Origin of the sequence: Methylobacterium sp. NPDC097929, from assembly GCF_049543375.1 — a bacterium.
Taxonomy (GTDB): Bacteria; Pseudomonadota; Alphaproteobacteria; order Rhizobiales; family Beijerinckiaceae; genus Methylobacterium.
This window is the reverse complement of record NZ_JBMVEP010000007.1, coordinates 93,219-117,932: the sequence shown is the minus strand read 5'-3', so window position 1 is coordinate 117,932 and position 24,714 is coordinate 93,219. Positions and strand designations below refer to the sequence as shown.

The following is a 24,714-nucleotide window of genomic DNA, read 5'->3' as shown; positions in this document are numbered from 1 at the left end:
GCGGTGCCGTACGTTGGGCTGCGGTGAGACGACCCCCGAGGATCCGATGTCCCAGGACCCCCGCGATCAGCAGCCCCGCACCCACGGCGCCCATACCCGCGACAAGGACGACGCGCAGGTCGAGAAAGCGCACCGGCCGGACGCGCTGATTCTCCACGAGATCATCCGCCGCGAGGGCGAGGAGGAGATGCGCCGGACCTGGGTGGCGCTCTCGCTCTCGGGCTTCGCCGCCGGCCTGACCATGGGCTTCTCGCTGATCGTGCCCGGCGTCCTGAAGGGGCACCTGCCGCACGAGCCCTGGGCGGAACTCGTGATGAGCATGGGCTACTCGATCGGCTTCCTCATCGTCGTCCTGGGACGCCAGCAGCTCTTCACAGAGAACACCGTGACGCCGATCCTGCCGCTTCTGACCGAGCGGACCATGGGCGCCCTGCTGCGGGTCGCCCGGCTCTGGGGCATCGTCCTACTGGCCAACATCGTGGCCACCGTCGCCATCGCCTCGGTGCTGGCCCATACCGACGCCTTCAAGCCGGAGGTGCGCGAGGCCTTCGCCGAGATCAGCCGGCACACCATCGAGGACCCGTTCTGGACCACCGTGATCAAGGCGGTGTTCGCGGGCTGGCTGATCGCGCTGATGGTCTGGATTCTGCCGGCCTCGGGCTCGGCGGCGCCCTTCATCATCCTGCTGATGACCTCGCTCGTCTCGATGTGCGGGCTCGCCCACATCGTCGCCGGTTCGGTCGATGCGTTCTACCTCGTCGCCATCGGCGAGATCGGGTTCGCCACCTACCTCTGGGGCTTCTTCGTGCCCACCCTGATCGGCAACGTGGTCGGCGGGGTGACCTTGGTCTCGGTGCTCAATTTCGGACAGGTCGCGCCGGATATCGAGGACGACGCCCGCACGAGCGCGTGACGCGCCGACCGCTCGACGGCTTGGCTGTCCTTCGGGTCGTCGCGAGGCGACGACCGGGCTCGGCGTGATATCGTCTCCGTGTGATCGCGCCGGCCTTTGCCCCGCTCCGTCGTTGCGAGGCGGAGCCGAAGCGACCCAGGGCGCGACCTGTCCGGCGCGTGCGCAGCCCTGGATGGCCACGGCTTCGCCTCGCCATGACGGAGGAAGAGACCGAAGCGATCAACCGGAAACCGGATGCCACGAGCGATCGAAACCCGGACGGGACGCCTCAGCGCAGCATGAAGCGCTCGGCCCGGGGCGGCTCCGGCCGCGCCTCGCCTAGCGCGTCGAGGATCGGCGCATCGGCGGCGTGGAGCAGGGCGTCGAGGGGAAGGTCGTTGGCATCGGTACCGAACGGCTCCTCCAGCTCGTCGCCGAGCGCATCGAGGCCGAAGAAGGCGTAGGCCACAAGCGCCGCGACCACCGGCGTCGACCAGCCGAGCGAGCCGGCGAGCCCGAAGGGCAGCAGCAGGCAGTAGAGCCAGGCCGTGCGGTAGAGCAGCAGGGTGTAGGCGAAGGGCAGCGGCGTGCCGTGGATGCGTTCGCAGGTGGCCTGGATCGCCGAGAGATGGGCGATCTTGTGCTCTAGGCTCGCGAAAAGAATCTCGCTCAGCGACCCCGCCCGCATCGCCTCTGCAAGGTCCCGCGTCAGTCCGGCCAGCGCCGCATCCGCGCCGCTCGGTCGCTGCCGCAGGGCGGCGCGCTCGTCGGGCGGCAGCCAGGGTGCGGCGGCCTCGGCCTCGTCGAGGCCGCGCAGGCGGGCGTGCAGCGCGTGGGCGAAACCCACCGCCCGGCGCAGGGAACGGCGGCGCAGCGCCTCGTGCTCGGGGCCGGGCAGAAGGGCGGGCAGGAGCCGGGCGAGGCCGCGCATCTCGACGATGAGCGAGCCCCAGGCGCGGCGCGCCTCCCACCAGCGGTCGTAGCAGGCGCCGTTGCGGAAGCTCAGGAAGATCGACAGCGCCAGCCCGACCAGGGTGAACGGCCCGATCCCGGCGGTGACGGGGAACCACGCCGCGTGCCGCTGCTCCAGCGCCACCACGAGACAGGCGAGCGCGCAGATCGCGATCACCTTCGGCGCGACCTTCGGCAGGATCGAGCCGCGCATGGCGAACAGGATGGTGAGCAGGTTGGGCCGGGGACGGACGATCATGGCCGGGGGATTAAGGGGCGCTGTACGCCTCGACCAGCCGGCGCATGAACGCTTCGCCCCGGGCCAGCTCGTCGAGGGTGATGAACTCGTCGGGCTGGTGCGCCTGATCGATCGAGCCGGGACCGCACACCACGGTTGGGATGCCGGCACTCCGGAATCGGCCGGCCTCGGTGGCATAGGGCACGGTGATCGTGGCGTTGCGCCCCGCCAGCCGCAGGGCCAGCCGCTCGGCCTCGGAGCCCGGATCGGGGGCGAGGCCCGGAACCGCGACCTCCTCGATTGTCTCGATGCGCCCGTAGGCGCCGTAGCGGTTGAGCCGGTCGCGGGTCACCCGCTCGCAGGCCGCCGCGAACAGCGCCGGGATCTCGGCCATGTCGAGATCGGGCAGGCCGCGGAACTCCCACTGGAAGGTGCAGCGCTTCGGCAGAATGTTGCGGGCGGTGCCGCCCTGGATCACGCCGACATGGACCGTGGTGTGGGGCGGATCGAAGCGGCCGGAGGCGTCGCCGCGGGCGACCATGGCATCGGCGACGCGGTTCAGCTCGGCGATGAGGTCGGCCGCCGCCATCACCGCGTTGGCGCCGAGCATCGGCTTGGCCGAATGCGCCTCGTGGCCGTGCACGGTGGTGTTGAAGGTCACGACGCTCTTATGGGCGTCGGCCACCTGCATTCCCGTCGGCTCGCCGACGATCACCGCGCCGGGCCGCGGCAGGTCGGCGCCGAAGCGGGCGATGGTGTCGGCAACGCCGAGGCAGGTCGTCTCCTCGTCGTAGGAGAGCAGGATGTGGATCGGCCGCCGCAGGTCCGCCCGGAGGGCGTCGGGCACCAGGGCGAGGGCGAGCGCGTCGAAGCCCTTCATGTCGACCGCACCGCGGCCGTAGGCCCGGCCCTCGGCCACGCGTAACGAGAATGGGTCCGTGGTCCAGGCCTGCCCCGTCACCGGCACCACGTCGGTGTGGCCCGACAGCACGACGCCGCCGCCGATGGACGGCCCGAGCGTGGCGAAGAGGGCCGCCTTGTCGCCCGCGGCGTTGGGCACGCGGACGTAGGGCACGCCCCAGCCGTCGAGATAATCGGCCACGAAGTCGATCAGCGCGAGGTTCGAGCGCGAACTCTCGGTATCGAAGGCGACCAGCCGCTCCAGCAATTCGAGCGGCGTGTAGCGGGTGCCGTCCGCGGAGGTCGTCAATGGACGACGCGGCGCACGTGCGGCGAGTCGAGCGAGAAGGCCGGGATCTCGGCCTCGAAGCTTTCGCCGCCGACGGTCGACATCGTGTAGCTGCCGGCCATCAGGCCGTCCGGCGTGGTGAGCGGGCAGCCGCTGGTGTAGCTGAAGGACTCGCCCGGCTCGAGCACGGGCTGCTTGCCGACGACGCCCGCGCCGCGCACCTCCTGGCAGGCACCGCGCCCGTCGATGATGCGCCAGTGGCGCGAGCGGAGTTGCACCTGCTCGCGGCCGTTGTTCACGATCTCGACCGTGTAGGCGAAGAAGTAGCGGCTCTCGCCCGGCGAGGATTCCTCCTCGACGAAGCGGGGCTCCACCGTCACCGTGATGCCGCGCGTCTCGGCCTTGTACATCGCGAAAAAGCATCCCCGTGGACGGCGCGCAGGCCGCGACGCGACATCTGCGTCGCGTCGTGGTACGTGGCGCCCGAAACCTCGTCAATCGCGGCTTCCTACGGGTGGAAGAGGGCGGAGAGCACGTGCCGAACGCTTCGCACCGGAGCGCCCTCCAGGGATCGCCGCCCGAACGTCTGCCGCCTTTCCCGGGCCTCGTCCTCGGCATTCTCCTCACCCTCGTGCCCGCGGTTCTGTTCGCGTGGTGGCATCCGGCCCGGAACCTGTGGCCGGCGCTGGCCCTCGTTCTCGCCTTCAGCCTCGACGCCGCCGGGCGGCTGGCGGGCCAGGCGGCGCGGCGGCAGACCGGCGTCGCGGCCGAGTTCCGCGGCCTTCCCTCGCCGATGCTGGCGCTCGGCAACGCCGTCTGGATCGGCGGGGCGGTGATGAGCGCGGTCTCCCTGCTGCGGCCGGAACTGTTCGCGCTGCTGGCGAGCGCGCTGGCGGGCCTCGTCGCCATGGGGGCGTTCGCCCGGCTGGCGCTGGCGCGGACGGTGGTGGTGATCGACGCGGCGGAGCGCGCGGAGGCCGAGGCGAAGGCCGGGACCAAGAGAGGCGAGGGGACGGGACGATGAGCGACGACGGGCCGGCCCGGGCCGGGGGCATTCTGCCGGCGCAGGCCATCGCCGCCTTGACCGAACGGGGCGTGATCCGCCCGGCCACGCCCTACGCGCCGGACCAGATTCAGCCCGCGAGCCTCGACCTTCGCCTGGGCTCACGCGCCTACCGGGTGCGCACCAGCTTCCTCCCCGGCAGCGCCCGCCCGGTCTCGGCCTGCGTCGAGGCGTTCGCGCTGCACGAGATCGATCTGAGCCGCGGCGCCGTCCTCGAGACGGGCTGCGTCTACATCGCCGAGCTGCAGGAGGCGCTGGCGCTCCCGCCCGATCTGTGCGCCAGCGCGAACCCGAAAAGCTCGACCGGCCGCATCGACGTGTTCACCCGCGTCATCACCGATCGCGCCAGCGCCTTCGACCAGATCGAGCCGGGCTATGCCGGCCGCCTCTACGCCGAGATCTCTCCCCGCACCTTCCCGGTGCGGGTGCGGACGGGCTCGCGCCTGTCACAGATCCGCTTCCGCCAGGGCGACCCGCGCCTGCGCGAGCCGGAGCTTGCCGCGCTCCACGCCCGCGATCCGCTGATCGATGGGGCACCGTCCTCGCTCCAGGGCGGCGTGCCGGTCTCCGTCGATCTCTCGGGCTTCGACGGGCTCATCGGCTATCGCGGCAAGCGCCATACCGGGCTGATCGACGTGGATCGGCCCCGCGGCCACCGCACCCGCGACTTCTGGGAGCCGATCCCGGCCGACGGCAGCCGCACGCTGATCCTCGATCCCGGCCAGTTCTACATCCTCGCTTCCAAGGAGGCGGTGCGGGTGCCCGCCGACCACGCCGCGGAGATGGTGCCGTTCGATCCCCTCGTTGGCGAATTCCGCGTGCATTACGCGGGCTTCTTCGATCCGGGCTTCGGCCTCAGCGAGGCCGGCGGCGCGGGAGCCCGCGCCGTGCTGGAGGTGCGCTCTCGCGACGTGCCGTTCCTGCTGGAGGATGGCCAGATCGTCGGACGCCTCGTCTACGAGCGCATGCTGGAGCCGCCCGCGACCCTGTACGGGGCGGGGGCCGGCTCGAACTATCAGGCGCAAGGCCTGAAGCTGTCCAAGCACTTCGCCGACGCGCCCGAACCGTCGGCCTGACGCTGGCGGGTCCGGAGACTCTGCGCGGTCGGTGCCGGTGGCGTGGAGGCGTCGAGGGTGCTCGGCGGAGCGAAAGCGGCTTCATCGCCAGGGAAGCGGTCGGCAAGAACATTCGTCCGGTCGCACCGTCGCGCGGCCGAACAGATCCGACAGCCACAAGGCTGTCGCTGCCGCTCCGCCTGACTTTCAAAAGATCAATCTCAGCGCGGGCCTGAAGCGGCGAGACAACGCCGTCTCCGCAGCGCGCGAATAGGCTCGCCGACAGCCTGGGAACATGGCTCCTTCGCCACGGTTGCCCGACGCCGAGGTTGGAGGCCCCTGACATGCTCGCGATGAATTACCGTGGCCCCTACAGGGTGCGCGTGGACCGCAAGCCGGTGCCGGTCTGCGAACACGTTCAGGACGCGGTCGTGCGCGTCACCCGCACCTGCATCTGCGGCTCGGACCTGCACCTCTACCACGGCATGGTGCCGGACACGCGGGTCGGTTCGACCTTCGGCCACGAGTTCATCGGCGTGGTGGAGGAAGTCGGACCGGCGGTCGAGAACCTCAAGGCCGGCGACCACGTGATCGTGCCGTTCAACATCGCCTGCGGCCGGTGTCACTTCTGCCAGCAGGGCCTGTTCGGCAATTGCCACGAGTCCAACCCGCAGGCCTCGGCGGTCGGCGCCATCTACGGCTACTCCCACACCGCCGGCGGCTACGACGGCGGACAGGCCGAGTACGTGCGCGTGCCCTACGCCGATGTCGGACCCTGCAAGATCCCGTCGGACATGGATCTCGACGACGCGGTGCTTCTCACCGACGTGGTGCCGACCGGCTATCAGGCCGCCGAGATGGCGGGCATTCAGCCCGGCGACACGGTCGTGGTGTTCGGGGCGGGGCCCGTCGGGATCATGGCCGCCCGCTGCGCGTGGCTCTTCGGCGCCGGCCGGGTGATCGTGATCGACCACGTCGATTACCGCCTCGACTTCGCGCGCCGCTACTGCCCGGCCGAGGTCTACAATTTCCGCTCGCTGGAGGACCCGGTGGTCTTCCTGAAGAAGACGACCGACTCGCTGGGCGCCGATGTCTGCATCGATGCCGTCGGCGGCGATGCGGCGGGCAGCGCCCTGCACACGCTGATGGGAACGAAGCTGAAGCTCGAGGCCGGCGCCGCGACCGCGCTGCACTGGGCGATCAACGCGGTCAAGAAGGGCGGCGTCGTCTCGATCGTCGGCGTCTACGGGCCGACCGGCAACGTGATCCCGATCGGCAACGTCGTGAACAAGGGGATCACGATCCGGGCCAACCAAGCCTCCGTGAAGCGCCTGCTGCCGCGGCTGATCGAGCATATCGAGGCCGGACGGCTGAACCCGAAGGCGCTCGTCACCCACAAGGTGCCTTTGGAAGAGATCGCAGACGCCTACCACATCTTCTCGGCCAAGCTCGACGGCTGCATCAAGCCGGTGCTCGTTCCCCCTTCGGCGCGTCGTTGAGGACGATCGACATGAGAAACCTGCCCCTCGATCCCACCCGGATCCCCGGCTGGGGAGTCGACGCCGATCCGAAGAACGATCCGACCTACCCGATGCGCGACCGCTCGCACGAGGACAAGCGGGGCATGAGCTGGAGGCGGCCGCCCCAGCAGCGGGAGACGGTCGAGGTTCTGCAATCCATCGAGCGCGACGACCTGCCGGCGGTCTTCGGCACCTCCGTGCCACCGAGCGGCGTCAGCGGCATGATCCGCCGCCAAGCTTTCCGCTACAGCGAATCGCAATGGGCGCACTGGCTGATGCTGATGGCCGCCGACCGCGTGAACGTGGTCGAGGGCGTGGTCGAAGATCTCGGGCGGGGGCACGTTCCGAACATCCCGGGCGAGATGGGCCTCCGCTCCGAGCTACGGCACAACCGTGAGGGCCTGATGCGGAAGGTTCTGGTCACGGGCGCCGTCCTCGGACTCAGCGTCCTGGCGGTCCGGCTGGCGACCTCCGGCGCGTCCCCCTCTCACGAGAAATCCGGGCGCCGCTCCCGCTAACCCGCCTTCCCTGTCGTGGAAGGGTAGGGGCACTCGGCGCCCGGGTTCTTCCCGCGGCGTGAGGTTGGACGCCCGCCTGTCAGGTTTTCGCGACCGGCACATTGAGCGCGTCTTGCCCGACCCTGAGCGGCTCGCTTTCTTCCGCGCCGCGCAATAGACGACCGATGCGAGGTCCGCGGTCGACGCCTCGGCGACCCGCTCTCACCGACCGCCGAAGATCGGCTCACCGCTCTGAAGCGTCCGCCGAGGGCGGCGTTTCAGAGCCACGAGGCATCGGGCGAACCTGTCCGCCCACTCTGCCCGCATTCCGGCCCCTGATACGATTTCCGGTTGATCACTTGGGTCTCTTCCGTCGACCTTGCGAGGCTCGGCGAAAGCAATCCAGGGCTCCGTTCCTTCCGGACACGTCGCGCTCTGGGCCGCTTCGGCTCCGCCTCGCGATGACGGAGCGGGGCGAGGGCCGAGGCAATCAACCGGAGACGATATGATTTCTCCAATCGGCTTCAATAGCTTCTGTTGACCTGTTCCAGCATGCTCGCGGCCGGGGCCAGCGGATTGTTGCGCACGACGCTGATGCAGCGGTCGACATCCATGCCGTAATAGAATCGTCCCGCATCCTTGAAGCTCTGGCAGACCATGCGCGTTCGGCCGTAGGCCACGCCCGCTGCCACGGCGAGGGACACCACGAGCCAGAAGAGCTTCGAACTCAGCAGCGAAAACGGCCGCTTGTCCTTGGCCGGGCCCTCGCCCCGACCGACATGGATCTGAATGCTGATCGGTGCTCCTTCGAGGCCGAGAGCGTCCTGGTTGTACAGCCGGCGGAGTTCGACGCCCTCCTCCGCAACCATCAGCCGCCTGTCGCCGCCCATGCCGCGCCGGCCGAATTCGATCGTCTCACTCATCGCCGCCCCACCCCGTGCAATCACGTCCCTGCGCCAGGAATGCGATACAAACTTTGAGTGAATCAGATCTCCGCAAAAGGTGCAGGCCTGAGCAGGTTCAACCACTAGTTAGTCTCAAGGTTAGTCTTCCCTGAAGGCTGGGGCGCCGAGACGACGATGCCGGCCGCATCCGGTTGGCAAACGGACATCATCCGCTACAACGGGATGCCGCAGACTAACAGGTGCGAACCTCGTTCCGGCTGGACGCGGCGCGCTCGTGTCGTGTTCAGGTGAAGATCGGCGAGGTCGACGACGTGACGGTCGCCGCACGCAGCCACACGATCACGGTCTTGATCCAAGCGGGATCGACGCGGCGAATGCCACGATCAGCGCACTGATGGCGTTGGACACTCAGTGCGCAAGTTCAATGGCGATGGTGGGGTGGTGGCGGAGACGGAGGGATTCGAACCCTCGATACCCTTATTAGGGGTATGCTCATTTAGCAAACGAGTGCCTTCAGCCTCTCGGCCACGTCTCCTCGCCGCTCGGCTGTAGAAGCTCTGGCGGAGCGGGTCAACCCGGTCTGCGCGGGGTCGTCACACGACGTTCGTAGTGCTTGGCAACCCGCAGGTGGCGGGAGATCGCGTAGTTCATCGCCGTCAGGAAGCCATAGGCGCCGCGCACGAAGTGGCGGCGGCCGAAATAGGCCTTCAGGAAGTTGCCGGGCAGTTCCACGAACAGGCGCCAGGCGGGGATCGTGACGCCGCGCGCGTCGAGGTCGTCCGCCTGCTGATCAGAGTAGCGGTTGAGCTTGTCGAGCTGATCGCCCAGCGAGCGCACCGAGAAATGATGGATGCGGCCCTTGATCCGCCCGGCCGTGACGCCGGGACCGAGCACGACCCGGTCGTGGACCGGAGAGGTCGAATAGGTGCTGAGGTCCCGGCGGTAGAGCCGCACCGGCGTCAGCACGTAGGCCCAGGGGTGCGGCCGCGTCTCGCCCGGAAAGATCTCGGCGATGGCGATGCGCCAGGCGGCGTGCGCGGGCTCGCCCCCGGCGAAGACAGCGCGGATGCTTTGGGCGAGTTCGGGCGGCACCACCTCGTCGGCATCGAGGTTCAGCACCCAGTCGTGGCGGCACTGGCCCTCGGCGAAGCGCTTCTGGCGGCCGTAGCCCGGCCAGTCGTTGTGGATCACCCGTGCGCCGAGCGATTCGGCGAGGCGCTGCGTGCCGTCGGTCGATCCGGAATCGACCACGACGATCTCGTCGGCGAGATCGCGTACCGCGGCGATGGTGGCGCCGATCCGGTCGATCTCGTTCTTGACGATGATGAAGACGGAGAGCGGCAGCGGGGGCATGGGTCTCGGACCGGTCGGGCGGTTCGCTCTAGCGGCGCGACCGGATGCGAACAAGCGCGGCTACGCGAGGGCTTCGGCGAGGCGCTTGCGCTGCACCTTGCCGTTGGTGGTGCGCGGGAGCGCGTCGAGGAAGCGGATCGCCCGGGGCGCCTTGTAGGCGGCTAGGCGCTCGCCGCACCACGCGATCAGCCCCTCCTCGTCGGGCTCGGCGCCGGGGCGCAGCACCACGAAGGCCGCGATGACCCGCAGGTCGGCACGCACGGCAAGCTCCGCCACGCCGACTTCGGCGATGTCGGGATGGGCCGCCAGAGCCGTCTCCACCTCGACCGGCGAGACGCGGTAACCCATGGCGTTCATCAGGTCGTCGTTGCGGCCCTGGAACCAGAGGTAGCCGTCCTCGTCGAGGCGGGCGAGGTCGCCGCCGGCGAACCACGCGCCCCGCAGAACCGCCGCCTCCTCCTCGGGCCGCTGCCAGTAGCCGAGCATCAGCCCGGGATCGGAGCGGTGAATGGCGAGCAGGCCCGTTTCGCCGATGGGCAGGGGCTCGGGCGCTCCCTCCGCGGGCAGGATCGCGACGCGCCGACCGGGCTGCGGCCGGCCGGGCGAGCCGGGACGGACCGGAATGGTCGGGCCGCTCGACACGTAGGTCGAGATCTCGCTCATGCCGAGCGCCTCGTAGAGCGGCTTGCCCGTCGCGGCGCGCCACGCCGCGTGGAGATCGGCGGGCAGCGCCTCGCCCGCGGTCACGCCGTGGCGCAGGCGGGAGAGGTCGTGCTGCGCGAGGTCGGCATATTTGAGGATCTGCCGATAGACGCTCGGCACCGCGGCGAAGATCGTGGCGCCATGCTCGGCGATGAGGCGGGGCCAGATCCCGCGGTCGCGCGGCCCATTATAGAGAACCGTGGTGGCGCCGCAGGCCCAGGGGTCGGTGATGCCGACGCCCAGCGTGTAGGTCCAGTTCATGGTGCCGGCATGCAGCATCACGTCGGTGTCGCTCAGGCCCAGCCAGTGCGCGTGCATCGGCCGGCGGCCCCAGACCGCGCGGTGGGCGTGGAGCACGCCCTTGGGGCGGCTGGTGGTGCCGGAGGTGTAGACGAGGGTGGCCGGAGCGTCGGCGGCGGTGTCGGCGTAGTCGGGCAGGGGCGGACCCGCCTTCATCGCCGCGATCGCTTCGGAATCGAGCCGGAGGCAGTCGGCCGGGCCGACCGCGCCGGCCTCGGAAAAACCCTCGCCCGTGACGACGGCTGAGACGCCGGCATTCTCCATCAGGAAGGCCGCTTCGTCGGCGGTGAGCTGCGGCGAGGAGGGCAGGGCGACGAGGCCAGCAGCCAGCGCGCCGAAATAGACCAGGACGTAATCAGCCTCGTTGCCCATGCGGATCATCACCCGCGCGCCCGGTTTGAGGCCGAGACCGAGCAGACCCGCCGCGATGCCGCGCACCGCCCGGTCGGCCTCCGCGTAGGTCAGCCGGCTGACGGCGCCGGCCTCGCCGACCATGACGAGCGCCGTCTTGTCGCCGCGCAGCCGAGCGTTTTCCGCCAGGCAGTAGCGGGCCGCGTTGAAACGGGGAGGGGGCTGGCGGTCGTCGCTCGGCGTCACGGTCGGCATTCCTCCCAGGCTGTCGTCTTTTCCTCCGGTGTCCGCTCCCCTCCGGCGGTCGTCAAGCGGCCGTCAGTCCGGCGCCGAGCGAGGGGCAGGCGCTCGGGCGCGCAGGGGCCGGACGAGGCCGGATCGTCCGGCACTCGCTCCGTCGAACAGTTCGAGCCAGAGGAAGCGGGCCGGATCGACCGGCCCCGGCAAGACGAGCCGGCCGGGCGGCACGGGCCGGAAGCCGAAGCGGGCGTAGTAGGGCGCGTCGCCCACGAGGATGACGAGTCCGTGCCCGGCGCCGCGGGCCGCGTCGAGGCTCGCGCGCATCAGGCTCGTGCCGATGCCGCGGTCCGAGAAACTCGGATCGACGGTGAGAGGGCCGAGCACGAGCAGCGGCCCGCCCCCGGCTTCCGCCGCGCCGATCCGAACGGATCCGACGAGATAGGTGCCGACCAGCGCCGTCAGGCAGAGGTCGGGCAGGGGCGCCCCGCCCTCGCGCAGGCGATAGGCCGTGCGGGCGAAGCGTCCGGGACCGAAGGCGCGGGCGTGAAGCCGCTCGATCGCCGGGGCGTCGTCCGGATGTTCGGGGCGGATGACGAGGGGAAGCGCGGTCACGGGTTGCGCCGAGAAGGGGACGGACCCGCGCCGATAGCAGCCCGCTTGTTCCCCGGCAAACGACTGTTCGCTCAGGCGCCGCGGGCGGAAAAGTCGATGCGCGGATCGATCCAGGTGTAGGTGAGGTCGGAGAGCAGATTCACCGCCAAACCAAGCAGCGAGAAGATGTAGAGAGTGGCAAACACCACCGGATAATCGCGTCCGACGATGGAGGAGAACGAGAGGAGACCCAGCCCGTCGAGGGAAAAGATCGTCTCGATCAGGAGCGAGCCGGTGAAGAACGCTGTGATGAAGGCGCCGGGAAAGCCGGCGATGACGATGAGCATCGCGTTGCGGAAGACGTGGCCGTAGAGGACGCGCCGCTCGGTGAGGCCCTTCATGCGGGCGGTCACGACGTACTGCTTGCGGATCTCGTCGAGGAAGGAGTTCTTGGTGAGCAGGGTCGAGGTGGCGAAGGCGCCGAGCACCAGGGCGGCCAGCGGCAGCGTCAGGTGCCAAGCGTAGTCGACGAGCTTGCCCCACAGGCTCAAGCTCTCGAAGTTCTCGGAGGTGAGGCCGCGGATCGGGAAGATCTGGAAGAACGAGCCGCCCGCGAACAGGATCACCAGTAGGATGCCGAACAGGAAGCTCGGGATGGCGTAGCCGACGATGACCACGGCCGAGGTCCACACGTCGAAGCGCGAGCCGTCGGCGACCGCCTTGCGGATGCCAAGCGGGATCGAGATCGCGTAGGAGATCAGCGTCATCCAGAGGCCGAGCGAGATCGAGACCGGGAGCTTCTCCTTGATCAGCTGCAGCACCGAGACATCGCGAAAGTAGCTCTGCCCGAAATCGAAGCGGGCATAGTCCCAGAGCATTTTGCCGAAGCGCTCGTAGGCCGGCTTGTCGAAGCCGAACTGGGCTTCGAGCTTCTTGATGAAGGCCGGGTCGAGCCCCTGCGCGCCGCGATACTTCGAGGTCTCGCTGCCACCCCCACCGCTGCGGGCCGCGCCGCCGCCGAGATCGCCCTGGCCGCCGGTGATGCGCGAGAGCGAGCCCTCCTGCTGGCCCTGGAGCTGGGCCAGAACCCGCTCCACGGGACCGCCGGGCGCGAACTGGATGATCGCGAAGGTGATGAGCATGATCCCGAAGATCGTCGGGATCATCAGCGCGACGCGGCGCAGGATGTAGGCCAGCATGTCCCTCTAGACCCTCATTCCCGGCCGATCCGGCGCGCCTTGGCCTCGTCGTACCACCACAGGCCCGGCACCCCGAGGCCGTAGGTGGGAAGCTTCGCGGGCCGCCCGAACACGTCCCAGACCGCGAGGCGGTACTCGGGCGAGTACCACATCGGGATCCAGTAGCGGCCCGCGCGCAGAACCCGGTCGAGCGCCCGGCAGGCGACCGTCAGGCTCGCGCGCGACTCCGCACCGGCGATCCTGTCGAGGAGCGCATCGATCACGGAATCCTCGATGCCGGCGAGGTTGTTCGAACCGGGGATCGCCGCCGCCCGCGAGCCGTAGGCCTCGCGCAGTTCGGGGCCGGGTGTCGCGTCGCCCGAGGCGGCGCGGCTGATGACGTCGAAGTCGAAGTCGCGCACCCGCGCCTGATACTGCGCGGCGTCCACCGCCCGCTGGCGCGCCTTGATCCCGATCAGCCCGAGATTGCGGATGAAGGGCTGGACGATGGGTTCCCAGACCGAATCCGAATCGAGGAATTCGAACTCGATCGGCTTGCCGCCCGGCAGGTGCACGACGCCGCCCTCACGGGTGCAGCCGGCCTCCTTGAGCAGCGCCACCGCGCGGGCGAGGAGCGCCCGATCCTGGCCCGACCCGTCGGCGACGGGCGGGGTCCAGGCCTCGCCGAACACCTCCGCCGGCACGCGGCCGCTGAAGGGTTCGAGCAGCGCCAGCTCCTCGGGCGAGGGCTTGCCCGTCGCCATCAGGTCGGTCTTCTCGAAGAACGAGGTCGTGCGGTTGTAGGCCCCGAACATCGCCGAGCGGTTGGTCCAGGGGAAGTCGAAGCACAGGCCGATCGCCTCGCGCACGCGGGCGTCCTTGAACATCTCGCGGCGGGTGTTGAAGAACCAGCCCTGGATGTTGGCGGGCGAGGCGTCGGGCAGCGTCTCGCGCTTGACGCGGCCCTCGCGGATGGCCGGGAAATCGTAGCCGGTCGCCCAGATCCGTGAGGTGAATTCCTGCCGGTAGGAGAAGGCGCCGCCCTTGAAGGCTTCGAAGGCCACCTGCCGATCGCGAAAATACTCGTAGCGCAGCTGCGCGAAGTTGTTCTGGCCGGTCGTCACCGGCAGGTCGGCCGCCCAGTAATCCGGCACGCGCTCCAGCTCGACGAAGCGGCCGATATCGATCCGCCCGACCTGATAGGGGCCGGAGCCGAGAAGCGGCTTCAGGGTCGGCGCCTCGAAGTCGCGCCCTTCGAGAGAGGCGGCGGAGAAGATCGGGAGCTGCGCCACGATCAGCGGCAGGTCGCGGCTGCGGCCGGGGGCGAAGCGGAGCACGAGGCTGCCGTCGCCCTCGGCCGTCGCCTCGGCGAGGTCGCGGATGACCTGCGAGATCGTCGGGTGCCCCTTCTCCTTCAGCAGCATGAGGGAGAAGGCCGCGTCGCGGGCGCGGAGGGGCGAGCCGTCGTGGAAGCGCGCCTGCGGGCGCAAGGCGAAGCGATAGGTCAGGCCGTCGGCGCCAATCTCTACCGAGCGGGCGACGAGGCCGTAGACCGCGTCGGGCTCGTCCAGCGCCCGCACCATCAGGCTGTCGAAGGTGAGGTTGATGCCCGCCGCGCCGTTGCCGCGGAAGACGTAGGGGTTGAGCGTGTCGAAGGTGTCGAAGGCCTGATTGCCGAAGGTCTGCACGAGCTGCGCCGAGAAGCGCCCGCCCCGCGGGGCGATCGGGTTCACGTAGTCGAAGTGCTGGAAGTCCGCGCCGTATTTCAGCTCGCCGAAGCTCGACAGGCCGTGGCTGGTGCGGGCACCCTCGGCGCGAACGGGCAGGGCCGCGGCGAGGGCGAGCGCCCCGGTGCCGAGGACGACGCCCCGGCGCGTCGCGTCCGCGCTCACCGCGGCGCCCCCGTCTTGGCGGCGAGGGCCTCGTCGTACCACCACGTCGTCGGAAAGCCGGAGGAGCCGTATTTCGGCAGGACGGCCGGACGGTTGAAGCGGTTCCAGCGGATCGTGCGCGACACGGCCGAGGACCATTGCGGCACCACGAAGTTGTGCGCGAGCAGGGTGCGGTCCAGGGCGCGGGTCGCGGCGATCAGGGTCTCGCGGTCCTGGGCGTAGATCACCTTCTCGATGAGCGCGTCGATGCCGGCATCCTTGATGCCGGCGATGTTGCGCGAGCCGGGCTTGTCGGCGGCGGCCGAGCCCCAGAACTCCCGCTGCTCGTTGCCCGGCGAGAGCGATTCCGGCCAGTTCGAGGTCGTGATGTCGAAGTCGAAGCCGCGTAGGCGATTCTGGTACTGCGCCTGATCGATCACCCGGACCGAACTCTGGATGCCGATGAGCTTGAGCTGCGCGGCGAACGGCAGGATCACCCGCTCGAACACGTTCTGGAATTCCAGGAACTCGACGGCGAGCGGTTCGCCCGTCTTCGAGACCATCTGTCCGCCCTTCAACTCGTAGCCGGCCTCGCGCAGGAGGCCGACGGCCTTGCGCAGGTTGGCGCGCGCGGCGTCCGGGGTGTCGTTGAGGGGGTTCGTGTAGGGTTCCGTGAAGACGCGCGGGGGCAGCTTCTCCCGCACGCTCTCCAGGATCGCCCGCTCCATGCCCTCGGGCAGGCCGGAGGCGGCGAGGTCCGAGCCGTAGAAGTAGGAATCGATCCGGCTGTACTGGCTGTAGAAGAGCTGCCGGTTCATCTCCTCGAAGTTGAGGGCGAGGTTGAAGGCGCGCCGCACCCGCTCGTCTTTGAACTTGTCCCGGCGCAGGTTGAACACGAAGGCCTGCATGATGCCGGTGCCGCGGCCGGGGAACTCCTCCTTGAGGAGGCGACCTTCCTTGACGGCGGGGAAGTCGTCGTAGGCCGTGGCCCAGTTGCGGGCGATGTTCTCGGTGCGGAAATCGTAGAGGTCGCCCTTGAGCGCCTCCAGCAGCACGGACCCGTCGCGGAAATACTCGTTGCGGATCGTGCCGAAATTGTTGCGCCCGCGGTTCACGGGCAGGTCCTTGCCCCAGTAATCGGCCACGCGCTCGTAGGTGGCGGAGCGGCCGGCGTCGAAGCGGGCGAGCCGGTAGGGGCCGGAGCCGAGCGGGATTTCCAGCGTCGTCTCGGCGGGGTTGCGGGGCTTGCCGTCCTTGGTCTGCCCCGTCCACCAGTGCTTGGGCAGCACCTGCATCTGACCCAGCACCTGCGGCAACTCGCGGTTGCCGGCCTCGGCGAAGCGGAACACCACCTCGCGCTCTCCACCCGGCTCGGCCTGGGTCACGGTGTGATAGTAGGCGGCGTAGAACGGGCTGTTGGCCTTCAGCGTGTCGAAGGACCAGATCACGTCCTCGACGGTGACCGGCTTGCCGTCGTGCCAGCGCGCATTCGCCCGCAGGCGGTAGCTGACCGACATGCCATCCGACGCGATCTGCACGCCCTCGGCCAGCAGGCCGTAGGAGGAGAACGGCTCGTCACCCGAATCTTCCATCAGCGTGTCGTAGATCTGGATGATCCCGCCTTCGAGATCGCCCTTCAACCCGTTGACGATGAAGTTGAGGTTGTCGAAGCCGCCCTGCGCGCCCAGCCGCACCAGGCCGCCGACGGGGGCGTTCGGGTTCGCGTACTCGAAATGCTGGAAGTCGGGTCCGTATTTCGGCTTTCCGAGCAGGGTCAGCGCGTGGTGCCAGGTGCCGGGAGCCTCCTGTGCCGAGACCTTCGAGGCGGATTCCGCCGGCTCCTGCGCCGAGGCGGAGCCGCGTAGCCCGAGGAGAACGAGCGCTCCGGCGAGGAAGCTGCGGCATGCGATCACGGCGTTCTCTGTCACGTTGGCGCGGTCTCCCGGTCCGATGGTGCGAGGATGGGCCGCCGTTCTAGGACGGAGCCGCCTCCGGCGCAAAGACGCCGCGAGCGCGCAGGGCGGTGCACGAACGAGAAAGGCCGGGCCTTGCGGGGCCCGGCCTTCGCCGTTTCGGATCGTGTCCGCTCTTGCCTTACGGCTTGGCGGCGTCGGGATCGGCCTTGGCCGGCGCCTCGGTGGCCGCGGGGCCCTCGGAATCGGACGGGGCCGCCTTGGTCGGGATGTCGCCCGAGGGCTTGGCTTCCGGCGCCTGGGTCGGGGCGACCTCGTTGCGCTGCGGCTGGATCTCCGGCGAGGGCACGGGGCGGGCCGTATCGCGGCCGTCGCCGGACTGAGTGGCGCCGCGCGGCGCGTTGGTCTCGGGCGTCTTGCTCTTGTCGCCGGTCGGGGTCTCGACCGGCTTCGGCTCGGTCGACTTGCCGGCCGCGGGCTGACCCTCGCCGGTCTTGCTCTCGGAAGACTTGCTCTCGGCCGGGTTCGCGTCCGCGGGCTTGGACTCCGTCGCCTTGGCGTCCGCGGGCTTATCGGCCTCGGCCTTCTTCTCGCCCTCGGGGGCCTTCTCTTCCTTCTTCTCGGCGACCGGCAGGGGCTTCGGGCTGTCGGAAAGGCTGCGCAGATAGGCGATCACGTTGGCGCGCTCGGCCGGCGAGCTGATACCGGCGAAGGCCATCTTGGTGCCCTTCGCGTAGCCCTTGGGGTTCTCGAGGAAGTGGTCGAGATCGTCGTAGGTCCAGGTGCCGCCCTTCTCCTTGAGGGCCGCGGAATAGTCGAAGCCCGCCGCGTGCGCCTTCTCGCGCTCCACCACGTCCCAGAGGTCCGGGCCGACCTTGTTCGGGCCACCCTTCTCGAAGCTGTGGCAGGCGGCGCAGGCCTTGGTGCCGCCCTTGCCCTTGTCGGCATCGGCGCTGGCCAGCCGCACGGCGATGGGCTCGGCCTTCGGCGCTTCCGCCGCGGCCCCGCCGCTCTTCGGCTCGGGCTCGGGCAGGGCGTAGCCAGCACTGCCGGCGGGCTTGGGGTGATAGATCAGCTCCGCCACGAAACCCGATCCGACCGCGAACAGCAGGGCCCCCAGGACAGCGCCGGCGACCTTGTTCAGCTCGAAGGAATCCATGCTCGACAGCTCCGGCGCGCGGGATCAGGACCCGGCGGATGAGGGCCCGACGGGCAGCGCCGGACTTTGGAGGATTTCAAGGGTGATTAGCCGCTCGGGCCCGATCTTGACAATGGCCCCTGCGCGCTGCGCGCTGTCGCATACCCGGTTTCCGTCATTCTTAGGCGCGCGTAGGCCCGCTGCGTTGCAGCGCTGCCGCACCGGAAGCCGCCGGAGCCGGAAATGACAAGCCGCACGGCCGCTGCTAGAGGCTCACCCGCCCGCTGCGCCGGGCGCGATCCAACCTCAAGCACCTCCGCTCTGGCCCGTCCCTCGATCATGTCCGATCCCCTGATCCTGATTCCGGCCCGCCTCGCCGCGACCCGGCTGCCGTCCAAGCCGATGGCCGAGATCGCGGGCGAGCCCATGATCGTGCATGTCTGGCGCCGCGCCGTGGAGGCGGGCATCGGCCCCGTGGTGGTCGCCACCGACACGGCCGAGATCGCCGCGGCGGTCGAGGCGCAGGGCGGCCTCGCGGTGATGACGCGGACTGACCACCCTTCCGGCTCCGACCGTCTCGCCGAGGCGCTGGAGATCGTCGATCCGGACGGCAACCACGATGTCGTCGTCAACGTGCAGGGCGACCTGCCGACCATCGATCCGGGCATCATCGCCGCGGCGGTGACGCCGCTCGCCGACCCGCAGGTCGACATCGCCACCCTCTGCGCGGTGATCCATCGGGTCGAGGAGATGGACGACCCGAACGTGGTCAAGATCATCGGCCACAGCGTCGGCCCGAACCGCCTGCGGGCGCTCGCCTTCACGAGGGCGCGCGCGCCCTGGGGGGAGGGGCCGCTGTTCCATCATATCGGGCTCTACGCCTATCGCCGGAAGGCGCTGGCGCGCTTCGTCCGCCTGCCGCAGGGCGAGCTGGAGCGGCGCGAGAAGCTGGAGCAGCTGCGCGCCCTGGAAGCCGGAATGCGCATCGACGCCGTGATCGTCGAGGATCTGCCGCTCGGCGTCGACACCCCCGCCGACCTCGAGCGCGCCCGCACGCTGCTCGCCGTCCGCCGCCTCAACTGAAACCTGCCGTCCGCCGCCCGCTTCGGCCCCGTTCCGAAGCCGGCGCAAACTCCTCAGGCCGCTGCACTGCCGATGACCGACCGCACGATAGCCTACCAGGGCGAGCCTGGGGCGAACTCCCACATCATCTGCTCGCAGGCCTATCCCGGCTGGACCGCGCTGCCCTGCGCGACCTTCGAGGACGCCTTCGCCGCGGTGAACGAGGGCCGGGCCTCGCTCGCGATGATCCCGATCGAGAACTCCATCGCCGGTCGGGTGGCCGACATCCACCACCTGATCCCGACCGCGCGTCTGCACATCGTGGCCGAGCACTTCCTGCCGATCCACTTCCAGCTCATGGTGTTGCCGGGGACCCGGGCGGAGGATCTGCGCAGCGTGCACAGCCACATCCACGCCCTGGGGCAGTGCCGCCGGATCACCCGGCGCCTGGGCCTCAAGGCGGTCGTGGCCGGCGACACGGCCGGTGCCGCCCGCGAGGTGGCCGAGGCGGGGGATCCCACCCGCGCGGCCCTGGCGCCGGCTCTGGCGGCGGAGGTCTACGGCCTCGACATCATCGAGCGCGACGTGGAGGACGAGGCGCACAACACCACCCGCTTCGTGGTGTTCTCGCCCGAGCCGGTCGAGGTCGCGCCCGATGCCGGGCCGATGGTGACGAGCTTCATCTTCCGGGTCCGCAACATCCCGGCCGCGCTCTACAAGGCGCTCGGGGGCTTTGCCACCAACGGCGTCAACATGTCGAAGCTCGAGAGCTACATGGTCGAGGGCCAGTTCACCGCGACCCAGTTCTACGCCGAGGTCGACGGCCACCCCGAGGATGACGGGCTGCGCCGGGCGCTGGAAGAGCTGCGCTACTTCTCGAAGGAGCTGCGCGTCATCGGCACCTACCCGGCCCATCCCTTCCGCGAGACGACGCGGCAGGCTGCGGAATAGGCGAGGCATAAGCAAAAGGCCGACCCGCGAGGGGCCGGCCTTTTGCTCTGACGACATCGCGATCGAACGGGTGGAGCGATCCATCCGCGCGATTGCGGCGGCCGGCTCAGGCCGCGTCGGCCGCCTTGTCCTTGCCGGCCTCGGGCTTCGGGCCGCCCTTGGAGACGCCGACCAGCGCCGGGCGCAGGGTCCGGTCGCCGATGACGTAGCCGGTCTGCACCACCTGCACCACGGTGCCGTTCGGAACCTCGGTGTTGGGCACCTCGAACATCGCCTGATGCCGGTTCGGGTCGAAGCGCTGGCCGTTGGGCTCCACGATCTTCACGCCGTGGCGCTCCAGGGTCTTGGTCAGGTCGCGCTCGGTCAGCTCGATGCCCTCGATCAGCGCCTTGAAGGCGCCGTCCGCCTGGGCGCGGGCCTCGGCCGGCACGCTGTCGAGGGCGCGGCGGACGTTGTCGGCGGTGTTGAGCATGTCGCGGGCGAAGTTCGTGACCGCGTAGGTGCGGGCGTCGGCGACCTCGCGCTCGGTGCGGCGGCGCAGGTTCTCCATCTCCGCGAGCGTGCGCAGCAGACGGTCCTTGAACTCGTCGCGCTCGGCGATCGCGCCGGCCAGGGCTTCGGCGTCCGCACCGGCGGTCTGAGCGCCCCGTGCCGCCTCGGACGCGGGCGTCTCCGCGCCGTGGTTCCGGTCCTGGTGGTCCATGTCGTCAGCCATCATCGTGCGATCGATCAGGTCTCTGAAGTGTTCCGGGTCGGGCCTGATATCATTCGGGTCAAGTCCGAAATCAAGCGAACGGCGCAGCCGAACGTCCTACAGCTCCCGCGGCGGCGGCGAGTCGACGAGGGCATCGAGGCCCTCGGCGCGCAGGGCCGCCACGTCGCTGGCGAACACCTCCATCACCGCGGCCCGGATCAGCGCGAGCCGGTCCGGCTGCATCACGCGGGTGCCGGTGAGGTCGGTGACGTAGAACACGTCCACCGCCCGCTCGCCGAAGGTCGCCACGTGCGCCGAGGTGATGTTGAGGTTCAGCCGGTTCAGCGCCGTCGTCAGCTCGTAGAGCAGGCCCGGGCGGTCGAGACCGGTGATCTCGACCACGGTCTCGCGGCTCGACAGGGCGTTGTCGATCGACACGTCGGGCGGCACCAGGAAGGTCTTGACCGGCTCCTTGGGATGCTTGTCGGCCACGAGTTCGGCGATCTTGATCTCACCTTTGAGCGCCCGCTCGATGGCGGTGGCGATCCGCCCGGCCCGCCGCAACTCGTCCTCGTCCCGCTCGAAGGCGCGGGAGATGAAGATCGAATCGAGCGCGAAGCCGTCGGTCGTGGTGAAGATCTGCGCATCGACGATGTTGCCGCCCGTGGCCGCGCAGGCGCCGGTGATGATGGCGAGCAGGCGCGGATGGTCCGGCGAGTAGACCGTCAATTCGGTCACGCCGCGCACGGGGTCGGTCTCGTAGGTGGTGGCGCTGGTGCGGCCCTCCTCCATGACCGTGCGCAGGAAGCGCGCGTTCTTGAAGTGGCGCGTGCCGTCGACCTTGAGCCAGTAGGCCTGATTGTGGCGCGCGGCGTAGGCATCGAAAATCTCGGCGCCCCAGTCCGCGAGCTGCTCGCGCAGCGCCATCTGGATCAGCCGCACCCGGTCGGTGCGGGCGATCTCGGAATGGCCGCCCGACAGCAGCACCTCGGTCTCGTCGTAGAGGGTGCGCAGCAGCGTGCCCTTCCAGGCCGTCCAGACGCCGGGGCCCACCGCCTTGATGTCGGCGACCGTGAGGATCGCGAGCAGCTTCAGCCGCTCCAGGCTCTGCACCACGCTGGCGAACTTCTCGATCGTCTTCGGGTCCGAGAGGTCGCGGCTCTGCGCCGTCATCGACATCAGCAGGTGGTGCTCCACGAGCCAGGCCACGGTCTCGGTCTCCGCCTGGGACAGGCCGAAGCGCGGACCGAGCTTTCGGGCGATGGCCGCCCCCGCAATCGAGTGATCCTCCGGACGGCCCTTGGCGATGTCGTGCAGCAGGATCGCGACGTAGAGCGCGCGCCGGTTGTGGATCGTGTCGATGAGGCGCGAGGCGAGCGGATGTTCCTCCCGGACCCGGCCGGAATCGATCGCCGAGAGGACGCCGAGGGAGCGCAGCAGGTGCTCGTCCACCGTGTAGTGGTGATACATGTTGAACTGCATCATCGCGACGATGCGTCCGAAATCGGGGATGAACCGGCCGAGCACGCCCGCCTCGTTCATCAGGCGCAGGATCGTCTCCGGCGCGTTCTTCGAGGTCAGGATGTCGAGGAAGAGCCGGTTGGCCTCCGGGTCGGTCCGGACGCCGTGCGTGATGAGCTTGAGCGAGCGGTTGGCGAGCCGGGCCGCGTCCGGATGCAGGGCGAGGTTGTGCCGGTCGGCGAGCCAGAACAGCCGGATCAGGTTGACCGGATCGCGCTCGAACGCGTCCTCGCCGCGGATGTTGACCCGGCCGTTGTCGATCCAGAAATCCTCCGCCTCCATCGAGGTCGCGCGGAAGCGGTCGCGGAAGCGTCCGATCCAGCGATCGAGCACCGGCGTGCGCTTGGCGTGGCGCGCCTCCAATTCGGCGCAGACGATGGCGGTGAGGTCGCCAACGTCCTTCGCGATCAGGAAGTAGGCCTTCATGAAGCGCTCGACCCCCGAGAGGCCGCCCCGCGCGCCGAAGCCCAGCCGCTCGGCGATCTTCGGCTGAAGCCCGAAGGAGAGGCGCTCCTCGGGGCGCCCGGTGACGAAGTGGATGTGGCAGCGCACCCGCCACAGAAATTCCTCGCAGCGCTCGAACAGCCGGTACTCGTCGAGCGTGAACAGGCCGGCATGGACGAGTTCGGCCTGGTCCCGGACCCGGTAGGTGTATTTCGCGATCCAGAACAGGGTGTTGAGATCGCGCAGGCCGCCCTTGCCGTCCTTGACGTTGGGCTCGACGAGGTAGCGCGACGCGCCCGCCTTGGCGACGCGCCCGTCGCGCTCGCGCAGCTTGGCGTCCACGAACTCGGAGGCCGAACCGATCACCAGTTCGGTATCGAAACGCGTCACCATCTCCTCGAACAGGGAGCGCGATCCGAACAGGAAGCGGGATTCGAGCAGGGCGGTGCGGATCGTCATGTCGGCGCGGCCCTCGCGCAGGCACTCCTCGACCGACCGGGTGGCGTGGCCGACCTTCAACTTCAGGTCCCACAGCACGTAGAGCATCGCCTCGACGACGCTCTCGGACCACGCCGTCTGCTTGTAGGGAAGCAGGAACAGCAGGTCGATGTCCGAGCCCGGCGCCATCGTCCCCCGGCCGTAGCCGCCGGTGGCCACGATCGCGAGATGCTCGCCGGTGGAAGGGTTGTCGTTGGGGTAGAGTCGCCAGACCACCGCGTCGTAGATCGCCCGCACCACCGCGTCGGTCAGGCGGCTCAACCTCTGCGCGCAGGCGAGGCCGTCGCGCTCCTTCAGCAGCAGCCGCTCGGCGTCCTTGTGCCCGGCCTCGCTCACGCGGCGCAGTTCCGGCACCAGAAGCCCCCGTAGCTTGGTCGGCTCGCGGGCGTCGCGGTCGAGGGACGCGACGATCTTTTCGAGGGCGGAAACGGGGTCGAACATGGCCGCTCCGTTAGCATGTTCAGCCGGCGGCGGCATCGGTCGGTCGCGGACCACTCAACCGTTCTCTTTCTCGGATTATTCGTTTGACGAAACGAACGGGACTGTTCTAGCCATCAGAAAAGCGCGGGCGCCAAGCCCGAACGATCCGAGGGAGCCCGTCGTCATGATCCATCGCCGCACCGCACTCTCGGCGATCGCCGGATTGTTCGGCCTCCTCGCCTCGGGCGCGCCGAGCCCCGCGGCGGAGGTCTCCGAGGTTCGGCTCGATTGGGCGACCTACAACCCGGTCAGCCTCGTCCTGAAGGAGAAGGGCTTCCTTGAGGAGGCGCTGAAGCCCCGGGGCATCAAGGTGCGCTGGGTGCAGTCGCTCGGCTCCAACAAGGCGCTGGAATTCCTGAACGGCGGCGCCATCGATGTCGGCTCGTCGGCAGGTGCGGCCGCCCTTCTGGCACGGATCAACGGTAACCCGATCAAGGTCGTCTACGCCTTCTCCCGGCCCGAATGGACGGCGCTCGTCACCCGCAAGGAGAGCGGCATCGCAGGGCCCGCCGACCTCAAGGGCAAGCGCATCGCCGTCACCCGCGGCACCGATCCGCACATCTTCCTGATCCGGGCGCTCCAGGGCGCGGGCCTGACCGAGAAGGACGCCAAGCTCGTCCTGCTTCAGCACGCGGACGGGCGCACCGCCCTCGAACGCGGCGACGTGGATGCCTGGGCCGGGCTCGACCCGATGATGGCGGCCTCCGAGATCGAGAACGGCGGCGTGCTGTTCCACCGCGACGCGAGCGCCAACACCTGGGGCGTTCTCGACGTGCGCGAGGCGTTCGCCAAGGCCCATCCCGATCTCGTGAAGGTCGTGATTGCCGCCTACGAGCAGGCGCGCGCCTACGCTCTCGCCAACCCGGACGCGCTGAAGAGCGCGCTGGTGAGCGCGACCAAGCTGCCGGAGGCGGTGATCGCCAAGCAGCTGGAGCGCACCGACCTGAGCCAACCCGCCGTCGGCCCGGCCCAGGCCGAGAGCATCCGCGCCGCGGGCCTCGCGCTGCAGCAGGCGGGCGTCATTCCGGCCGGTACCGATGTCGCGGCGGCGGTGGACGGTCTGATCGACCCGCAGTTCAACCCCGCGCCGGGGCGCTGAAGGGCGCGTTTCGCGACA

The 24,714-nt window shown here is 69.5% G+C and carries 21 protein-coding genes and 1 tRNA gene; 8 read left to right on the top strand and 14 right to left on the bottom strand.

Going from position 1 to position 24,714, the window contains the following annotated elements:
* Nucleotides 1–46 precede the first annotated feature (46 nt).
* Nucleotides 47–913 carry a formate/nitrite transporter family protein gene (locus ACPCJR_RS17305; protein WP_391512909.1) on the top strand — a complete coding sequence of 289 codons (867 nt, stop codon included), beginning with the start codon at nt 47–49 and terminating at the stop codon, nt 911–913.
* A 268-nt stretch (nt 914–1,181) separates the two neighbouring features.
* Here ACPCJR_RS17305 and ACPCJR_RS17300 read toward each other — a convergent pair whose 3' ends face one another.
* The 3 genes from ACPCJR_RS17300 to apaG are packed head-to-tail and all read right to left on the bottom strand — an operon-like array spanning nt 1,182 to nt 3,680.
* Entirely contained in the window at nt 1,182–2,102 is a 921-nt protein-coding gene (locus ACPCJR_RS17300; RefSeq protein ID WP_391512911.1) for a bestrophin family protein, read from the bottom strand.
* 10 nt (nt 2,103–2,112) lie between these two features.
* Complete coding sequence (gene argE / locus ACPCJR_RS17295) at nt 2,113–3,291, bottom strand: acetylornithine deacetylase (protein ID WP_391512913.1); 1,179 nt, start codon at nt 3,289–3,291, stop codon at nt 2,113–2,115.
* Nucleotides 3,288–3,680, bottom strand: coding sequence for a Co2+/Mg2+ efflux protein ApaG (gene apaG / locus ACPCJR_RS17290; protein ID WP_110352034.1), 393 nt, complete (start codon nt 3,678–3,680; stop codon nt 3,288–3,290). Before apaG ends, argE begins: the two co-directional genes overlap by 4 nt.
* Nucleotides 3,681–3,805: 125 nt before the next feature.
* Between apaG and ACPCJR_RS17285 the strand changes: the two genes are divergently transcribed.
* The 4 genes from ACPCJR_RS17285 (at nt 3,806) to ACPCJR_RS17270 (ending at nt 7,426) form a co-directional block, all read left to right on the top strand.
* Nucleotides 3,806–4,294 (top strand): hypothetical protein, encoded by a 489-nt coding sequence (locus ACPCJR_RS17285; protein ID WP_391512916.1) that lies wholly within the window; start codon nt 3,806–3,808, stop codon nt 4,292–4,294.
* Nucleotides 4,291–5,409, top strand: coding sequence for a 2'-deoxycytidine 5'-triphosphate deaminase (locus tag ACPCJR_RS17280; protein ID WP_391512918.1), 1,119 nt, complete (start codon nt 4,291–4,293; stop codon nt 5,407–5,409). The genes ACPCJR_RS17285 and ACPCJR_RS17280 overlap by 4 nt, the downstream gene beginning before the upstream one ends.
* 323 nt (nt 5,410–5,732) lie before the next feature.
* Nucleotides 5,733–6,887 carry a zinc-dependent alcohol dehydrogenase gene (locus tag ACPCJR_RS17275; RefSeq protein WP_391512920.1) on the top strand — a complete coding sequence of 385 codons (1,155 nt, stop codon included), beginning with the start codon at nt 5,733–5,735 and terminating at the stop codon, nt 6,885–6,887.
* Nucleotides 6,888–6,898: 11 nt separating this feature from the next.
* Entirely contained in the window at nt 6,899–7,426 is a 528-nt protein-coding gene (locus ACPCJR_RS17270) for a hypothetical protein (RefSeq protein WP_391512922.1), read from the top strand.
* A 503-nt stretch (nt 7,427–7,929) separates the two neighbouring features.
* Here ACPCJR_RS17270 and ACPCJR_RS17265 read toward each other — a convergent pair.
* The 9 genes from ACPCJR_RS17265 to ACPCJR_RS17225 form a co-directional block, all read right to left on the bottom strand.
* Nucleotides 7,930–8,328: a hypothetical protein gene (locus ACPCJR_RS17265; protein ID WP_391512924.1), complete on the bottom strand. Its 399-nt coding sequence runs from the start codon at nt 8,326–8,328 to the stop codon at nt 7,930–7,932.
* 424 nt (nt 8,329–8,752) lie between these two features.
* Nucleotides 8,753–8,845: transfer RNA gene (locus ACPCJR_RS17260), tRNA-Ser, on the bottom strand.
* 35 nt (nt 8,846–8,880) lie between these two features.
* The gene (locus ACPCJR_RS17255; protein WP_391512926.1) at nt 8,881–9,663 is read right to left on the bottom strand and encodes a glycosyltransferase family 2 protein; all 783 of its coding nucleotides are present in this window, start codon (nt 9,661–9,663) and stop codon (nt 8,881–8,883) included.
* Nucleotides 9,664–9,723: 60 nt separating this feature from the next.
* Nucleotides 9,724–11,271, bottom strand: a complete 1,548-nt coding sequence (locus ACPCJR_RS17250) for a class I adenylate-forming enzyme family protein (RefSeq protein WP_391512928.1) — start codon at nt 11,269–11,271, stop codon at nt 9,724–9,726.
* A gap of 63 nt (nt 11,272–11,334) precedes the next feature.
* A complete protein-coding gene (locus ACPCJR_RS17245) occupies nt 11,335–11,868 on the bottom strand; it encodes a GNAT family N-acetyltransferase (RefSeq protein WP_391512930.1) in 534 nt (177 codons plus the stop codon).
* Between the two features lie 71 nt (nt 11,869–11,939).
* Nucleotides 11,940–13,046: a microcin C ABC transporter permease YejB gene (locus tag ACPCJR_RS17240; RefSeq protein WP_391512932.1), complete on the bottom strand. Its 1,107-nt coding sequence runs from the start codon at nt 13,044–13,046 to the stop codon at nt 11,940–11,942.
* A 14-nt stretch (nt 13,047–13,060) separates the two neighbouring features.
* A complete protein-coding gene (locus ACPCJR_RS17235) occupies nt 13,061–14,917 on the bottom strand; it encodes an extracellular solute-binding protein (protein ID WP_391512934.1) in 1,857 nt (618 codons plus the stop codon).
* Nucleotides 14,914–16,824 carry an extracellular solute-binding protein gene (locus tag ACPCJR_RS17230; RefSeq protein ID WP_391512936.1) on the bottom strand — a complete coding sequence of 637 codons (1,911 nt, stop codon included), beginning with the start codon at nt 16,822–16,824 and terminating at the stop codon, nt 14,914–14,916. The genes ACPCJR_RS17235 and ACPCJR_RS17230 overlap by 4 nt, the downstream gene beginning before the upstream one ends.
* A gap of 166 nt (nt 16,825–16,990) precedes the next feature.
* Nucleotides 16,991–17,968 carry a c-type cytochrome gene (locus ACPCJR_RS17225; protein WP_391512938.1) on the bottom strand — a complete coding sequence of 326 codons (978 nt, stop codon included), beginning with the start codon at nt 17,966–17,968 and terminating at the stop codon, nt 16,991–16,993.
* Nucleotides 17,969–18,286: 318 nt separating this feature from the next.
* Between ACPCJR_RS17225 and ACPCJR_RS17220 the strand changes: the two genes are divergently transcribed.
* The gene (locus ACPCJR_RS17220; RefSeq protein ID WP_391512940.1) at nt 18,287–19,030 is read left to right on the top strand and encodes a 3-deoxy-manno-octulosonate cytidylyltransferase; all 744 of its coding nucleotides are present in this window, start codon (nt 18,287–18,289) and stop codon (nt 19,028–19,030) included.
* Nucleotides 19,031–19,102: 72 nt separating this feature from the next.
* Nucleotides 19,103–19,960, top strand: coding sequence for a prephenate dehydratase (locus ACPCJR_RS17215; protein ID WP_391512942.1), 858 nt, complete (start codon nt 19,103–19,105; stop codon nt 19,958–19,960).
* Nucleotides 19,961–20,066: 106 nt separating this feature from the next.
* Here the strand turns inward: ACPCJR_RS17215 and grpE are convergent, their stop codons facing one another.
* Both grpE and ACPCJR_RS17205 read right to left on the bottom strand, forming a co-directional pair.
* The gene (gene grpE, locus ACPCJR_RS17210) at nt 20,067–20,678 is read right to left on the bottom strand and encodes a nucleotide exchange factor GrpE (RefSeq protein WP_110352673.1); all 612 of its coding nucleotides are present in this window, start codon (nt 20,676–20,678) and stop codon (nt 20,067–20,069) included.
* Between the two features lie 93 nt (nt 20,679–20,771).
* Nucleotides 20,772–23,594, bottom strand: a complete 2,823-nt coding sequence (locus tag ACPCJR_RS17205; protein WP_391512944.1) for a [protein-PII] uridylyltransferase — start codon at nt 23,592–23,594, stop codon at nt 20,772–20,774.
* A gap of 127 nt (nt 23,595–23,721) precedes the next feature.
* Between ACPCJR_RS17205 and ACPCJR_RS17200 the strand changes: the two genes are divergently transcribed.
* Entirely contained in the window at nt 23,722–24,696 is a 975-nt protein-coding gene (locus tag ACPCJR_RS17200; protein WP_391512946.1) for an aliphatic sulfonate ABC transporter substrate-binding protein, read from the top strand.
* Nucleotides 24,697–24,714: the final 18 nt, after the last annotated feature.